We start from the raw sequence: 15,821 nt of genomic DNA, 5'->3' as shown, positions 1-15,821 counted from the left end.
ATTGTAACGGAAACCCGAGCGCCATGCTCGGCCTCCCCGACAGTCATGTTCACGCCGCCGCCACGGTCACCGGTACGCCATTCAACGCCGCATTGCCCGACAACTCATCGAGCTGACATTCGTCAGTCAGGTCATTGGCGCTGGAGCCGGGTTGACCGCTGGCAATCGTCATCTGCACACCCGGTCGCGCATGACCCCAACCGTGAGGCAGGCTGACCACACCTTTCATCATATCCAGGCTGGCGACCACTTCAACCTCGATCACGCCGACCCGCGAACTAACGCGCACCCGCTGCCCATCACTGAGCCCCCGGCTGGCCAAATCGTCCGGGTGCATCAGCAGTTGATGGCGCGGTTTGCCCTTCACCAGACGGTGATAGTTGTGCATCCATGAGTTGTTACTACGCACATGACGGCGGCCGATCATCAGCAGCTCATCGGCGGCCGGTGCTTGCAGTGCCGCGAAGCGCGCCAGGTCGGCGAGGATCTCGACAGGCGCTGCCTGGACTCGCTGATTGGCCGTTTTCAAACGTGGTGCCAGGTTGGGTTTAAGCGCGCCCAGATCGATACCGTGAGGATGATCGAACAAGGTCGCCAGTGACAGTTTATGCTCCGAAGCGTCGCCATACAGGCCCATCCGCAGCCCTCGGTCGATCATCTGTGCCGGCGCGATGGTCGGTTTCAGTTCCTTGCCGGTCTTGGTCGCAAAGGCTTTGGCCAGCCCCACGAAGATTTCCCAGTCATGCAACGCGCCCTCGGGCTTGGCGAGGATCGCCCGGTTGAAGCGGCTGACGTTACGCACTGCGAACATATTGAATGTGGTGTCGTAATGATCGTTTTCCAGCGCCGAAGTCGACGGCAGGATCAGGTCGGCATAACGCGTGGTTTCATTGATGTACAGATCGACGCTGACCATGAATTCCAATCCATCCAGTGCCCGCTCGAGTTGTCGGCCATTGGGCGTGGACAGCACCGGATTACCCGCCACGGTGATCAGCGCGCGAACCTGCCCTTCCCCTTCGGTGAGCATCTCTTCGGCCAGCGTCGATACCGGCAGTTCTCCCGCGTATTCCGGACGCCCGGACACCCGGCTCTGCCACCGGTTGAAATGCCCGCCCGAGGTCGACGCCACCAGATCCACCGCAGGCTCGGTGCACAACGCACCGCCCATTCGGTCGAGGTTGCCGGTGACCAGATTGATCAGTTGCACCAGCCAATGGCACAGGGTGCCGAAAGCCTGAGTCGAAACGCCCATGCGGCCGTAACAGACCGCTGTCGGCGCTGCCGCGAAGTCCCGTGCCAGTTGGCGGATCTGCTCGGCGGGCACTGCGCACAGCGGGCTCATGGCCTCGGCGGTGAAACCTGCGATCACCTCACGCACCTCCTCCAGACCATCGACCGGCAAATGGCTGTCGCGGGTCAGGCTTTCAGCGAACAAGGTATTGAGCAGCCCGAACAACAGCGCCGCATCGCCACCGGGGCGCACGAACAGATGCTGATCGGCAATCGCCGCCGTTTCGCTGCGACGCGGATCGACCACAACCACTTTGCCACCCCGGGCCTGAATCGCCTTGAGGCGCTTCTCTACATCCGGCACGGTCATGATGCTGCCGTTGGAGGCCAGTGGATTGCCACCCAGGATCAGCATGAAATCGGTGTGATCGATGTCCGGGATCGGCAGCAGCAAGCCATGGCCGTACATCAAATGACTGGTCAGGTGGTGGGGCAACTGATCGACCGAGGTCGCGGAAAACCGGTTACGGGTTTTCAACAGGCCAAGGAAGTAATTGCTGTGGGTCATCAACCCGTAGTTATGCACGCTGGGGTTGCCCTGATAAACCGCCACCGCGTTCTGCCCATGACGTTCCTGAATCTCCGCCAGGCGTTCGGCCACAAGACTGAAAGCATCTTCCCACTCGATAGGCTGCCATTCACTGCCCACTCGCAGCATCGGCTGACGCAGGCGATCCGGATCGTTCTGAATGTCTTGCAGGGCAACCGCTTTGGGACAGATATGCCCGCGGCTGAAGGTGTCCTGAGGGTCACCCTTGATCGAGGTGATCTGTACGCCGCTGCCCTCGACCTCGGTGGTTTCGATGGTCAGGCCGCAGATGGCTTCACACAGGTGGCACGCACGGTGATGGAGAGTCTTGGTCATGGCCAGTCTCTGTTTTGTTCTGGGCGGGCGTTATCGGCCGCGGGAACAAAACTATGGCGCGTGACTCGCCCCTTTGCCAGCGACGTTCGTCTTGTGAATCGATAACCATCAGGCCAGCCGATAGCCGCTGGGGGATCAGTTCGACGGCAGACTCGGCGGCGCCTCCAGCTGGATTTCCTCGACGGTTTCGATCTGCTCGTGGGCAATATGTACGCCGGTGAGCTCGCCGATCAGCCGCCAATGCTCGTCGAGCTCGGCGCTGATGGTGGCCATGCGGTTGATCATGCGCCGGCCAGCCTCCTTCGTGATTTCGTCTTCACTGCGCAACAACTCGAAAGACATCGAGGTCATGGAAGCAGTGAGGTGGGTCAGGGAGCGTGCCGTAAAGCCGAGTAGCTCCATCAACAGCTGTTCTTTCGATTCCATTCCAAGGGCTTCCCGCGTCGCTCGTGTCCTAGTTATAGCAAATATTTCGAGCAAGACACATTGCCCGCCAAAGGCTCGAATGACAGGTCAAAAACCGACCACCAACGAGTCGTCCTCGCCCCGTTAGATTGCCAAGCCCGGCGAGCCCAGTGTACAAATGGTCAGCTGCTGTCAGGAAACAGGCTTCAAAAGCGCTACCGCGGTCATCCCGTAGCCCCTCTGAAATCCTCCAAACACCGTAGCCTATTGGCATAACGCGACATTTAATGTCAGTATCGCGCCTTCCCCTATTTCGTCGCCCCGTGCGGCTTACGCCGCAGGTCTCGCCCGTTTTTCAGTTAAACAAGGCTTTGAGTATCTGCGGTCTGTTGCAAAAAGGTAGTCAATGATGAGCGCAAGGCACTTTCTCTCCCTGATGGATTGCACGCCCGAAGAGCTGGTCAGCGTGATCCGTCGAGGCGTTGAGCTCAAAGACCTGCGTAACCGCGGCGTACTGTTCGAGCCTTTGAAGAACCGCGTCCTGGGGATGATTTTCGAGAAGTCCTCGACCCGCACCCGTATCTCGTTCGAAGCCGGCATGATCCAGCTCGGTGGCCAGGCGATCTTCCTGTCGCCACGCGATACCCAATTGGGTCGCGGCGAGCCGATCGGCGACGGCGCCATTGTCATGTCGAGCATGCTCGACGCAGTGATGATCCGTACCTTTGCCCATAGCACCCTGACCGAATTCGCCGCCAACTCCCGTGTGCCAGTGATCAACGGCCTGTCCGATGACCTGCACCCGTGCCAGCTGCTGGCCGACATGCAAACCTTCCTCGAACACCGGGGTTCGATTCAAGGCAAGACCGTGGCCTGGATCGGCGACGGCAACAATATGTGCAACAGCTACATTGAAGCGGCGATCCAGTTCGACTTCCAGTTGCGCATCGCCTGCCCGGAAGGCTACGAACCCAACCCAGAGTTCGTGGCTAAAGCCGGCGATCGGGTGACCATCGTCCGCGACCCGCAAGCAGCTGTGCGTGGCGCGCACCTGGTGAGCACCGACGTCTGGACCTCCATGGGCCAGGAAGAGGAAACCGCCAAGCGCCTGAAGTTGTTCGCACCGTTCCAGGTCAACCGCGCCCTGCTCGACCTGGCCGCGCCGGACGTACTGTTCATGCATTGCCTGCCGGCCCACCGCGGCGAGGAAATCAGCCTCGACTTGCTCGACGACTCACGCTCGGTGGCGTGGGATCAGGCCGAAAACCGTCTTCACGCACAAAAGGCCCTGCTTGAGTTTCTCGTCGAACCTTCGTACCACCACGCATGAGCCAGCCTTTACTGCTTAATCTGCGCAACCTGGCCTGCGGTTATCAAAACCAGCGTGTCGTGCAGAACCTCAACCTGCATTTGAATGCCGGCGATATCGGTTGCCTGCTGGGGTCTTCAGGCTGCGGCAAAACCACCACCCTGCGGGCAATTGCCGGTTTCGAACCCGTGCACGAAGGTGAAATCCAGTTGGCGGGCGAGACCATCTCCAGCGCTGGCTTCACCCTTGCTCCTGAGAAACGCCGGATCGGCATGGTGTTCCAGGACTACGCACTGTTTCCGCACTTGAGCGTGGCCGAGAACATCGCCTTCGGGATCCGCAAGCACCCGCAAAAGGATCGCATCACCGAAGAACTGCTCGAACTGGTCAACCTGAAAAACCTCGGCAAGCGTTTCCCCCACGAACTGTCGGGCGGCCAGCAGCAACGGGTCGCATTGGCCCGCGCGTTGGCGCCGGAACCGCAACTGCTGTTGCTCGACGAACCATTCTCCAACCTCGACGGCGAATTGCGACGCAAGCTCAGCCATGAAGTACGCGGCATTCTCAAGGCTCGCGGCACCAGTGCAATCCTGGTGACCCACGATCAGGAAGAAGCCTTCGCGGTCAGCGACCACGTGGGCGTTTTCAAGGAAGGTCGCCTGGAGCAGTGGGACACGCCCTACAACCTCTATCACGAACCCCTGACGCCATTCGTGGCCAGTTTCATTGGCCAGGGTTACTTCATTCGCGGTCAGTTGAGCAGCCCGGAGTCGGTGCAGACCGAGTTGGGTGAATTGCGCGGTAACCGTGCCTACACCTGGCCAATCGGTTGTGCCGTGGATGTGTTGTTGCGTCCGGACGATATCGTCTATGCGCCGGACAGCCCACTGAGGGCGCAGATTGTTGGCAAGAGCTTCCAGGGGGCATCAACCCTGTACCGCTTGCAGTTGCCTACGGGCGCACAGTTGGAGTCGATTTTCCCGAGTCATGCCGATCATCTGGTCGGTGCTGAAGTAGGCATTCGGGTGGCGGCTGAACACCTGGTGTTGTTCCAGGCGTCCGGCAGCACGGCGGCGCAGATTCCGGTGATCGAATCCGGTGTTCGGCGGTACAGCACCGCCAGCTGACACCAGAATCTGTGTAGGAGCGAGCGGTGCGGGCAAGTCGGATCGCCGCACCGCTCGCTCCTACACACGATCATCCGAGCAATAATTTGCCGCTTGCAACCAGCGTCGCATTCCCGCCAATATTCACTCGACCCCCTTCCAGCTGGCAGAACAACTCCCCGCCTCGTGCCGAACACTGATAAGCCGTCAAACTCGACTTGCTCAAGCGTTCCGACCAATACGGAATCAGGCTGCAATGGGTCGATCCGGTCACCGGGTCTTCGTTGATGCCGATTGCCGGGGCAAAGTACCGCGACACAAAATCATGCTTGTCGCCCTTGGCCGTCACAATGGCACCCGGCCATGGCAGTTTTGCCAGCGCAACCATGTCCGGCTGACAATCGAGCACCGCTTGCTCGGACTCCAGCACCACGAACAATTCTTTCGAACCCAGCACTTCGACTGTTTTCACACCCAAGGCGCGCTCGACATCCAGGGTCACGCCCACTTCTGTCGGCACGATGGCCGGGAAATCCAGCCACAAGCGCTTGCCCTCACGGCTGACACTCAGCGGGCCGGACTTGCAGATGAAGTCCAGCCGTTCGACCGGCTCCTGATAGATTTCAAACAGAACATAAGCACTGGCCAAGGTCGCATGACCGCATAACGGGACTTCGGTGGTCGGGGTAAACCAGCGGATGTGCCAGACGGGACCCTCACGTACCAGAAATGCAGTTTCGGCGAGGTTGTGTTCGGCGGCGATTTTTTGCATCAACTCATCGTCGAGCCAGGCATCGAGCCGGTACACCACCGCCGGGTTACCACTGAATGGACGGTCACTGAATGCATCAACCTGATGAAACTCCAATTGCATGGCACTTCTCCCTTTTTTAAGGTCACGAGCATGAAGCCATGAAGAGCCCTTCACCAGTGACAGAACGAATCATTTTTCACAATACAGCGCCGGTCTAAACGCCCGAGGCCTTCTGCTCAGGCGCGACCGATATCGGCGAACTTCGCTTGGGTGTGCTCGGCCAACACGGCGGGCGCCAGTTCAACTTCCAGACCACGCCGTCCGGCGCTGACGAAGATGCTGGAAAAAGGCTGAGCTGAACTGTCAATAAAGGTACGCAGGCGCTTCTTCTGCCCGAGCGGACTGATGCCACCTAACAGATACCCCGTCGAACGTTGCGCGGCGGCAGGATCAGCCATTTCGACTTTTTTCACGCCAGCGGCATGCGCCAGCGCCTTCAAGTCCAGACTTCCGACGACCGGCACCACCGCCACCAACAATTCCCCCTTTTCGCTGGCCGCCAGCAATGTCTTGAACACCTGAGCCGGGTCCAATCCCAGTTTTTCCGCGGCCTCCAGACCATAGGACGCTGCCTTCGGATCATGTTCGTAACTGTGCACGCGATGTTCGGCACGAACTTTTTTCAACAAATCCAATGCGGGGGTCATAGCAGCTCCAAGCTTGGCGGCAGAAGAAAAATACTGCGCAGGATTCTAGGTCATTGATCGATAAAGGGCTCGATTGCGGCGCCATTTCAAAGGCTTGGCCGGCCCCCTCTGCCGTTCGTCCACGGTCGGTCGGCCTGATGAACGATGTGGTCATTCACGTGACTCATAGTTGAAATGTGACCGACAGTTCACTTTCGACCTTTGACAGCAGCGTTTCTTGTCTATATTTTTTCGAATCTGAATACTGTACGAATGTCTCACCGCAGCACCCAGCAGTAAGCCGAGCACAGGATGGGGATTCTTGCCTTGGTGAAAATCGCGCTTTGACTTTGATGAATAAGCGCCAGACAACAACAAAAAAGAGGTTTTCAATGACAACTGCTTTACAACAACCGTCGCTCTCGAGCCAATGCATGGCCGAGTTTCTGGGTACTGCACTGCTGATTTTTTTCGGTACCGGCTGCGTTGCCGCGCTCAAGGTGGCGGGTGCCAGCTTCGGCCTATGGGAAATCAGCATCATCTGGGGGGTGGGCGTCAGCATGGCGATCTATCTCACCGCCGGCGTTTCCGGCGCGCACCTCAATCCTGCCGTGAGTATCGCGCTAAGCATTTTCGCTGACTTCGAAAAGCGCAAACTGCCTTTCTATATCTTCTCCCAGGTGGCTGGCGCCTTCTGCGGGGCCTTGTTGGTTTACACGCTGTACAGCAACCTTTTCTTCGATTTCGAACAAACTCACCAAATGGTTCGTGGCACCGAGGCCAGCCTTGAATTGGCTTCGGTGTTCTCCACCTTCCCAAACCCTGCCCTGACCACAGCCCAGGCCTTTTTGGTTGAAGTGATCATCACCGCCATCCTGATGGGCGTGATCATGTCGCTGACCGACGACAACAATGGTCTGCCCAAAGGGCCGCTGGCGCCGCTGCTGATCGGCCTGCTGATTGCCGTGATTGGCAGCTCGATGGGCCCGCTGACCGGTTTCGCGATGAACCCGGCCCGCGACTTCGGTCCTAAACTGATGACTTTTTTCACCGGTTGGGGTGAAATTTCCTTCACTGGCGGGCGCGATATCCCGTACTTCCTGATCCCGATTTTTGCACCGATTGTCGGTGCCTGCCTCGGTGCTGCAGCTTATCGCGGGCTGATTGCCCGTCATCTGCCCAGCGCCATACCTGCTACAAAGGATGCAGCACCGGCCATTGACGGCAAACCAAGAACGTCTTGAAACCGTTGGCGCGCGATCCTGCCCATTTGGTCCCACGCCTGACCTCACTTCCTAATTCTCGTCCAAGGCAATCGACATGACCGACATTCAGAATAAGAACTACATCATTGCCCTCGATCAGGGTACGACCAGCTCCCGCGCGATCATTTTCGACCGTGACGCGAACGTGGTCTGCACCGCCCAGCGCGAATTCGCACAGCATTACCCGCAAGCCGGCTGGGTCGAACATGACCCGATGGAAATCTTCGCCACCCAAAGCGCCGTGATGGTCGAGGCCCTGGCTCAAGCCGGCCTGCATCACGATCAGGTCGCGGCCATCGGCATCACCAACCAGCGCGAAACCACTGTGGTCTGGGACAAGACCACCGGCCGCCCGATCTACAACGCGATCGTCTGGCAGTGCCGCCGTAGCACCGAAATCTGCCAGCAGCTCAAGCGCGATGGTCACGAGCAATACATCAGCGACACCACTGGCCTGGTCACCGACCCATACTTCTCCGGCACCAAACTCAAGTGGATCCTCGACAACGTCGAAGGCAGCCGCGAGCGTGCGCGCAAGGGTGAACTGCTGTTCGGCACCATCGACAGCTGGCTGATCTGGAAATTTACCGGCGGCAAGGTGCATGTCACCGACTACACCAACGCCTCGCGCACCATGCTCTTCAACATCCACACGCTGGAGTGGGACGCGAAGATGCTGGAAGTCCTCGACATCCCGCGCGAGATGCTCCCGGAAGTTAAATCCTCGTCCGAAATCTACGGCCACACCAAAAGCGGCATCGCCATTGGCGGTATCGCCGGCGACCAGCAGGCTGCTCTCTTCGGCCAGATGTGCGTCGAGCCAGGCCAGGCGAAAAACACCTACGGCACCGGTTGCTTCCTGCTGATGAACACCGGCGACAAAGCGGTGAAATCCAAACACGGCATGCTCACCACCATCGCTTGCGGGCCGCGCGGCGAAGTGGCCTACGCCCTCGAAGGCGCGGTATTCAACGGTGGCTCCACCGTGCAGTGGCTGCGTGACGAGTTGAAAATCATCAACGACGCCCACGACACCGAATACTTCGCCAACAAGGTCAAGGACAGCAACGGTGTGTACCTGGTGCCGGCCTTCACCGGTCTGGGCGCTCCGTACTGGGACCCGTATGCCCGTGGCGCGCTGTTCGGCCTGACCCGCGGCGTACGCGTGGATCACATCATTCGTGCCGCGCTGGAGTCGATTGCCTACCAGACCCGCGACGTTCTGGACGCCATGCAGCAGGATTCCGGCGAACGCCTCAAGTCCCTGCGGGTGGACGGCGGCGCTGTCGCGAACAATTTCCTGATGCAATTCCAGGCCGACATCCTCGGCACTCAGGTCGAGCGTCCGCAAATGCGCGAAACCACCGCATTGGGCGCGGCGTACCTGGCTGGCTTGGCTTGCGGCTTCTGGGCCAGCCTGGACGAGTTGCGCGGCAAGGCAGTGATCGAGCGCGAATTCGAACCGACGCTGGACGAAACCGCGAAGGAAAAACTCTACGCTGGCTGGAAAAAAGCTGTCAGCCGCACTCGCGACTGGGAACCGCACGAGGGTGCTGAATAAGCCGAGGACCGGACTCGTATCTGGTTGTAACTGGTAGGGAGCGGATTCCTGCGGCATCATGGGCAAATTTTGCATGGCAGCCCAAAGGAAGCCCCATGAATCTGCCTCCCCGTCAGCAGCAAATCCTCGAACTTGTCCGCGAACGCGGCTATGTCAGCATCGAAGAAATGGCTCAGCTGTTCGTCGTTACACCGCAAACCATCCGCCGCGATATCAATCAACTGGCGGAAGTGAATCTGCTGCGTCGCTACCACGGCGGCGCAGCCTACGACTCCAGCGTCGAAAATACCGCCTACGCCATGCGCGCCGATCAGATGCGCGATGAAAAGCAGCGCATCGGCGAAGCCATTGCCGCTCAAATTCCCGATCACGCCTCGCTGTTCATCAATATCGGCACCACCACCGAATCCATCGCTCGGGCGTTGCTCAACCACAACCACCTGAAGATCATTACCAACAACCTGCATGTGGCCTCGATGCTCAGCGCCAAGGACGACTTCGACGTGCTGCTGACCGGTGGCAACGTACGGCGTGACGGGGGCGTGGTCGGTCAGGCCAGCGTCGACTTCATTAACCAGTTCAAGGTCGACTTCGCGTTGGTCGGCATTAGCGGCATCGATGAAGACGGTAGCTTGCTGGACTTCGATTATCAGGAAGTGCGGGTGTCCCAAGCGATTATCGCCAATGCCCGGCAGGTGATTCTGGCGGCTGACTCCAGCAAATTCGGGCGCAATGCCATGATTCGTCTGGGGCCGATCAGCCTGATCAATTGCCTGGTCACCGATCAGCAGCCCTCGCCGGCCTTGGCGCAGTTGTTGAGCCAGCACAAGATTCGGTTGGAAGTGGTTTAACCCCCCGCGAAAACAGCGCGCTCCCTTGTGGCGAGGGAGTTTGCTCCCGCTGGGCTGCGCAGCAGACGCAAATCAGACAATTTGTTCTTCCTGAAAAACCGCGTTCACCGGTTTTAGGGCTGCTTCGCAGCCCAGCGGGAGCAAGCTCCCTCGCCACAAAAGCACTCCCACGCTCATTCAATGTTCGTAAATTTTCCTTTAACCGCCCTTCGATCAGTATTTTCAATCGAAGTTGACTGGCTGCGGGCGTCTTTATGGGCTAATATTTTCGCAAATGAACATTAATGTTCGAATTCAAATATAGAAATTCAAAAGCCCGAGGCCAGACGATGCCCACTTCTACCTTGCCTACGCCCCCTCTCGCCGAGGTTTACGATATCGCCGTCATCGGTGGTGGGATCAATGGCGTGGGGATCGCAGCGGATGCCGCCGGTCGCGGTCTTTCGGTGTTCCTTTGCGAAAAAGATGACCTGGCCAGCCATACCTCCTCCGCCAGCAGCAAGCTGATCCACGGCGGCCTGCGCTACCTCGAACATTACGAATTCCGCCTGGTGCGCGAAGCCCTCGCCGAGCGCGAAGTGCTGCTGGCCAAGGCGCCGCACATCGTCAAACAGATGCGCTTCGTGCTGCCGCACCGCCCGCACCTGCGTCCGGCCTGGATGATCCGCGCCGGCCTGTTCCTTTATGACCACCTCGGCAAACGAGAAAAACTCGAAGGCTCGAAAAGCCTGAAGTTTGGTCCGGACAGCGCACTGAAAAGCGAAATCACCAAAGGCTTCGAATACTCCGATTGCTGGGTCGACGACGCCCGCCTGGTCGTACTGAACGCCATGGCCGCCCGCGAGAAAGGCGCTCACGTCCATACCCAAACCCGGTGCGTCAGTGCCCGTCGCACCAAGGGCCTGTGGCACCTGCACCTGGAACGCGTCGATGGCAGCCTGTTTTCGATCCGCGCCAAAGCGCTGGTGAATGCAGCCGGCCCGTGGGTCGCCAAGTTCATCCGCGACGACCTGAAGATGGAGTCGCCGTACGGCATCCGTTTGATCCAGGGCAGCCACTTGATCGTGCCAAAGCTGTATGAAGGCGAACATGCGCACATTCTGCAAAACGAAGATCAGCGCATCGTCTTCACCATCCCGTACCTGAACCACTTCACCCTGATCGGCACCACCGACCGCGAGTACACCGGCGACCCGGCTGCAGTTGCGATCACCGAAGGCGAAACCGATTACCTGCTCAAAGTGGTCAACGCCCACTTCAAGAAGCAAGTCAGCCGCGACGACATCCTGCACAGCTATTCCGGCGTTCGTCCGCTGTGCAACGACGAATCCGACAATCCATCGGCCGTCACCCGCGATTACACATTGGCGTTGTCGGGCAGTGGCGAAGAAGCGCCGCTGCTGTCGGTGTTCGGCGGCAAGCTGACGACTTACCGCAAACTGGCCGAGTCGGCGCTGGCGCAACTGGCCCCGTACTTCACGCACATCAAGCCAAGCTGGACCGCCAGCGCCACCCTGCCCGGCGGTGAAGACATGACCACCCCGCAGGCCTTGAGCTCGCGGATCCGCGACCAGTTCGACTGGGTACCCACCGAAATAGCCCGACGCTGGGCCACCACTTACGGCAGCCGCACCTGGCGCATGCTCGAAGGCGTGCAAAACCTCAGTGACCTGGGCGAACACATCGGCGGTGGTCTCTACACCCGCGAAGTCGATTATCTGTGCAGCGAAGAGTGGGCGACCACCGCCCACGACATTCTGTGGCGCCGCACAAAGCTTGGGCTGTTCACCACCCCGGCGGAACAGCAAAAGCTCAAGGATTACCTGAACAAGGTCGAACAGAACCGCAGCAAGATCGAAGCGGCCTGATCGAGAATCCGGTTGAACCAAAGCCCCTGAATCGAAAGATTCAGGGGCTTTTTGCATTCTAGAGAACACCATTGATCAACTGTGGGAGCGGGCTTGCTCGCGAAGACTGACTAACATTCAACCTATCCGTCGGCTGATAGACCGCTTTCGCGAGCAAACCCGCTCCCACAGGGTACGGTACGTGCAAGTCATGGAATTGCATTCGGTTTTCCGAACACGACTTGTCGGTCGATTCGGATAACCGGATTTACTGATCGTGAAAAATCACGCCATAAATATTTAATATCCTTATAAATCAACAATTTGATCTATACCGCCTGGCCTGGCACGAGTCATGCTCTACACTCTTGAACGAATGCCTGTTGCGCCAACACTTCAGGAGCCGTCAGGCATTCGAAGCACCAAAAGGCCGATGAACTGGCTCCATAAAAAAAACAATGTCGAGGAAAATTTGATGCGCATCGTTCCCCATATCCTGGGCGCAGCCATTGCTGCCGCTCTGATTAGCACTCCAGTTTTCGCTGCCGAACTCACCGGCACACTGAAGAAGATCAAAGAGTCCGGCACCATCACCCTCGGGCATCGTGACGCTTCCATTCCGTTTTCCTACATCGCGGACGCTTCCGGCAAACCGGTTGGCTACTCCCACGACATCCAGCTGAAAGTCGTCGAAGCCCTGAAAAAAGAACTGGACCTGCCCAACCTCCAGGTCAAATACAACCTGGTCACCTCGCAAACCCGTATCCCGCTGGTGCAGAACGGCACCGTGGACCTCGAGTGCGGCTCCACCACCAACAACGTCGAACGTCAGCAACAAGTTGACTTCTCCGTCGGCATCTTCGAAATCGGCACCAAACTGCTGGCCAAGAAAGACTCGCCCTACAAAGATTTCGCCGACCTCAAAGGCAAGAACGTCGTGACCACCGCCGGCACCACGTCCGAGCGCATCCTCAAGTCGATGAACGCCGACAAGCAGATGGGCATGAACGTGATCTCCGCCAAAGACCATGGCGAGTCCTTCCAGATGCTGGAAACCGGCCGCGCAGTGGCTTTCATGATGGACGACGCCTTGCTGGCCGGTGAAATGGCCAAGGCCAAGAAGCCGACCGACTGGGCCGTGACCGGCACTCCACAGTCCTTTGAAGTCTACGGTTGCATGGTTCGCAAAGGCGATGCGCCGTTCAAGAAGGCTGTGGATGACGCCATCAAGGCGACCTACGCTTCGGGCGAGATCAACAAGATCTACGAAAAATGGTTCATGCAGCCAATCCCGCCAAAGGGCCTGAACCTGATGTTCCCGATGAGCGAAGAGCTCAAGACCCTGATCGCCAATCCGACCGACAAAGCGGCTGACGAAAAGAAGTCCTGATTTCTGACTAACCTTATCCCCTGAGAGGGCCTGCGCCCTTTCAGGGATTTGTCACTCCCTGCTGGCTTTTCTGGAAACACTCGAACCGGTGGTTGTCGAGCCGCTCGTGTGTGCCTGATCATCAAGATTGGGCGGGAACGGAGCTTCCCCAGGCGGGCATTTGTAAATCGAACGAATCCGAGGGGAGACCCTAATGAATTACAACTGGGACTGGGGCGTGTTCTTCAAGTCCACCGGCGTGGGCAGCGAAATTTATTTCGACTGGTACCTCTCCGGTTTGGGCTGGACCATCGCCATTGCCGTCGCAGCCTGGATCATCGCGCTGCTGCTGGGCTCGATTCTGGGCGTCATGCGCACGGTGCCGAATCGCATCGTATCGGGCATCGCGACCTGCTACGTCGAACTCTTCCGTAACGTGCCGCTGCTGGTTCAGCTGTTCATCTGGTACTTCCTGGTGCCCGACCTGCTGCCTGCGGACATCCAGGAGTGGTACAAGCAAGATCTCAACCCGACCACCTCGGCCTTCCTCAGCGTCGTCGTGTGCCTGGGTCTGTTCACCACCGCTCGGGTTTGCGAACAAGTGCGCACCGGTATCCAGGCGCTGCCCCGCGGCCAGGAATCCGCTGCCCGCGCCATGGGTTTCAAGCTGCCGCAGATCTACTGGAACGTGCTGCTGCCCCAGGCTTACCGCATCATCATTCCGCCGCTTACCTCGGAATTCCTGAACGTGTTCAAGAACTCCTCCGTGGCATCGCTGATCGGCCTGATGGAGCTGCTCGCGCAGACCAAACAGACCGCCGAGTTCTCCGCCAACCTGTTCGAAGCCTTCACCCTGGCAACGCTGATCTACTTCACGCTGAACATGGGCCTGATGCTGCTGATGCGCGGTGTCGAGAAGAAAGTCGCCGTACCGGGCCTGATCTCCGTAGGGGGTAAATGATGGAATTCGACTTCTCGGGCATCATCCCGTCCCTGCCGGGTTTGTGGAACGGCATGGTCATGACCCTACAACTGATGGCGCTGGGCGTCGTCGGCGGGATCATCCTCGGTACGATCCTGGCACTGATGCGCCTGTCCCACAGCAAACTGCTGTCGAACATTGCCGGCGCCTACGTCAACTACTTCCGCTCGATCCCGCTGCTGCTGGTCATCACCTGGTTCTACCTGGCGGTGCCGTTCGTACTGCGCTGGATCACTGGCGAAGACACCCCGATCGGCGCGTTCGCCTCGTGCATCGTGGCGTTCATGATGTTTGAAGCGGCGTACTTCTGCGAAATCGTCCGCGCCGGCGTGCAGTCGATTCCCAAGGGCCAGATGAGTGCAGCCCAGGCCATGGGCATGACGTATAGCCAGATGATGCGCCTGATCATCCTGCCGCAAGCGTTTCGCAAGATGACCCCGCTGCTGCTGCAACAGAGCATCATCCTGTTCCAGGACACCTCGCTGGTTTACGCGGTGGGTCTGGTGGATTTCCTCAATGCCTCGCGCGCCAGTGGCGACATCATCGGCCGCTCCAATGAGTTCCTGATCTTTGCAGGTCTCACGTACTTCACAATCAGCTTTGCCGCCTCGCTGCTGGTCAAGCGTCTGCAAAAAAGGTTTGCCGTATGATCTCTATCAAGAATGTCAACAAGTGGTATGGCGACTTCCAGGTACTGACGGATTGCAGCACCGAGGTCAAAAAAGGCGAAGTGATCGTGGTGTGCGGGCCGTCCGGTTCCGGCAAATCCACCCTGATCAAATGCGTCAACGCGCTGGAACCGTTCCAGAAAGGCGACGTGATCGTCGATGGCACGTCCATCGCCGACCCGAAGACCAATCTGCCGAAACTGCGTTCGCGCGTGGGCATGGTGTTCCAGCATTTCGAACTGTTCCCGCACCTGAGCATCATGGATAACCTGACCATCGCGCAAGTCAAGGTGCTGGGTCGCAGCAAGGATGAAGCCAGCAAAAAAGCCCTGCAACTGCTTGAGCGCGTCGGGCTCTCCGCCCACGCCAAAAAGCACCCGGGCCAACTCTCCGGCGGTCAGCAACAGCGTGTGGCGGTTGCCCGTGCGCTGGCGATGGATCCGATCGTCATGCTGTTCGACGAACCAACCTCGGCGCTTGACCCGGAAATGGTCAACGAAGTACTCGACGTGATGGTGCAACTGGCCCACGAAGGGATGACCATGATGTGCGTGACCCACGAAATGGGCTTCGCCCGTAAAGTAGCGGACCGGGTGATTTTCATGGACCAGGGCAAGATCATCGAAGACTGCAGGAAAGAAGAGTTCTTCGGCGACATCAACGCCCGTGCCGAGCGTACACAGCACTTCCTCGCGAAAATTTTGCAGCACTAAGAAAGGCACCGCTCCCCTACTGTGGGAGCGGGCTTGCTCGCGAAGGGGCCATTACATTCAACAGTGATGTTGGCTGATACACCCCTTTCGCGAGCAAGCTGATCTGGCCTAATGAAATTGGACACCTCAATAGGGCGCTATGATGGC

At 58.6% G+C, this 15,821-nt stretch carries 14 protein-coding genes; 10 read left to right on the top strand and 4 right to left on the bottom strand.

Annotation, left to right across the window (positions count from 1 at the left end; translation table 11 throughout):
• Nucleotides 1-49 precede the first annotated feature (49 nt).
• Both IC37_RS19755 and IC37_RS19750 read right to left on the bottom strand, forming a co-directional pair.
• Nucleotides 50-2,158, bottom strand: coding sequence for a molybdopterin oxidoreductase family protein (locus IC37_RS19755; RefSeq protein WP_030128201.1), 2,109 nt, complete (start codon nucleotides 2,156-2,158; stop codon nucleotides 50-52).
• A 135-nt stretch (nucleotides 2,159-2,293) separates the two neighbouring features.
• Complete coding sequence (locus tag IC37_RS19750; protein WP_030128202.1) at nucleotides 2,294-2,584, bottom strand: hypothetical protein; 291 nt, start codon at nucleotides 2,582-2,584, stop codon at nucleotides 2,294-2,296.
• Between the two features lie 388 nt (nucleotides 2,585-2,972).
• Between IC37_RS19750 and argF the strand changes: the two genes are divergently transcribed.
• Together argF and IC37_RS19740 are read left to right on the top strand one after the other, a co-directional pair.
• A complete protein-coding gene (argF, locus tag IC37_RS19745) occupies nucleotides 2,973-3,893 on the top strand; it encodes an ornithine carbamoyltransferase (protein ID WP_030128203.1) in 921 nt (306 codons plus the stop codon).
• Nucleotides 3,890-4,999 carry an ABC transporter ATP-binding protein gene (locus tag IC37_RS19740; protein WP_030128204.1) on the top strand — a complete coding sequence of 370 codons (1,110 nt, stop codon included), beginning with the start codon at nucleotides 3,890-3,892 and terminating at the stop codon, nucleotides 4,997-4,999. Before argF ends, IC37_RS19740 begins: the two co-directional genes overlap by 4 nt.
• A gap of 70 nt (nucleotides 5,000-5,069) precedes the next feature.
• On the opposite strand, the gene IC37_RS19735 is transcribed toward IC37_RS19740, so the two are convergent.
• On the bottom strand, nucleotides 5,070-5,852 hold the full coding sequence (locus IC37_RS19735) for a PhzF family phenazine biosynthesis protein (protein WP_030128205.1): 783 nt from the start codon (nucleotides 5,850-5,852) through the stop codon (nucleotides 5,070-5,072).
• A gap of 116 nt (nucleotides 5,853-5,968) precedes the next feature.
• A complete protein-coding gene (gene ybaK, locus IC37_RS19730; RefSeq protein ID WP_007898520.1) occupies nucleotides 5,969-6,439 on the bottom strand; it encodes a Cys-tRNA(Pro) deacylase in 471 nt (156 codons plus the stop codon).
• A 371-nt stretch (nucleotides 6,440-6,810) separates the two neighbouring features.
• Here ybaK and IC37_RS19725 point away from each other — a divergent pair, with 371 nt between their 5' ends.
• The 8 genes from IC37_RS19725 to IC37_RS19690 all read left to right on the top strand — a co-directional run bounded on the left by IC37_RS19725 (nucleotide 6,811) and on the right by IC37_RS19690 (nucleotide 15,674).
• Nucleotides 6,811-7,662, top strand: coding sequence for an MIP/aquaporin family protein (locus IC37_RS19725; RefSeq protein WP_030128206.1), 852 nt, complete (start codon nucleotides 6,811-6,813; stop codon nucleotides 7,660-7,662).
• 76 nt (nucleotides 7,663-7,738) lie between these two features.
• Nucleotides 7,739-9,244, top strand: a complete 1,506-nt coding sequence (glpK, locus tag IC37_RS19720; RefSeq protein ID WP_030128207.1) for a glycerol kinase GlpK — start codon at nucleotides 7,739-7,741, stop codon at nucleotides 9,242-9,244.
• A gap of 95 nt (nucleotides 9,245-9,339) precedes the next feature.
• Nucleotides 9,340-10,095 (top strand): DeoR family transcriptional regulator, encoded by a 756-nt coding sequence (locus IC37_RS19715; RefSeq protein ID WP_030128208.1) that lies wholly within the window; start codon nucleotides 9,340-9,342, stop codon nucleotides 10,093-10,095.
• A 329-nt stretch (nucleotides 10,096-10,424) separates the two neighbouring features.
• Nucleotides 10,425-11,963 (top strand): glycerol-3-phosphate dehydrogenase, encoded by a 1,539-nt coding sequence (glpD, locus tag IC37_RS19710; protein WP_030128209.1) that lies wholly within the window; start codon nucleotides 10,425-10,427, stop codon nucleotides 11,961-11,963.
• Nucleotides 11,964-12,417: 454 nt separating this feature from the next.
• Nucleotides 12,418-13,332, top strand: coding sequence for a glutamate/aspartate ABC transporter substrate-binding protein (locus tag IC37_RS19705; RefSeq protein ID WP_030128210.1), 915 nt, complete (start codon nucleotides 12,418-12,420; stop codon nucleotides 13,330-13,332).
• 193 nt (nucleotides 13,333-13,525) lie between these two features.
• A complete protein-coding gene (locus IC37_RS19700) occupies nucleotides 13,526-14,272 on the top strand; it encodes an amino acid ABC transporter permease (protein WP_030128211.1) in 747 nt (248 codons plus the stop codon).
• The gene (locus IC37_RS19695; protein ID WP_030128212.1) at nucleotides 14,272-14,943 is read left to right on the top strand and encodes an amino acid ABC transporter permease; all 672 of its coding nucleotides are present in this window, start codon (nucleotides 14,272-14,274) and stop codon (nucleotides 14,941-14,943) included. Before IC37_RS19700 ends, IC37_RS19695 begins: the two co-directional genes overlap by 1 nt.
• Nucleotides 14,940-15,674, top strand: coding sequence for an amino acid ABC transporter ATP-binding protein (locus IC37_RS19690; RefSeq protein WP_030128213.1), 735 nt, complete (start codon nucleotides 14,940-14,942; stop codon nucleotides 15,672-15,674). The genes IC37_RS19695 and IC37_RS19690 overlap by 4 nt, the downstream gene beginning before the upstream one ends.
• Nucleotides 15,675-15,821: the final 147 nt, after the last annotated feature.

The sequence above is a fragment of the Pseudomonas sp. QTF5 genome (assembly GCF_000512695.2).
Lineage (GTDB): Bacteria > Pseudomonadota > Gammaproteobacteria > Pseudomonadales > Pseudomonadaceae > Aquipseudomonas.
Note: the sequence above shows the minus strand (reverse complement) of the source record. Positions and strands in the feature narration are given on the sequence as shown.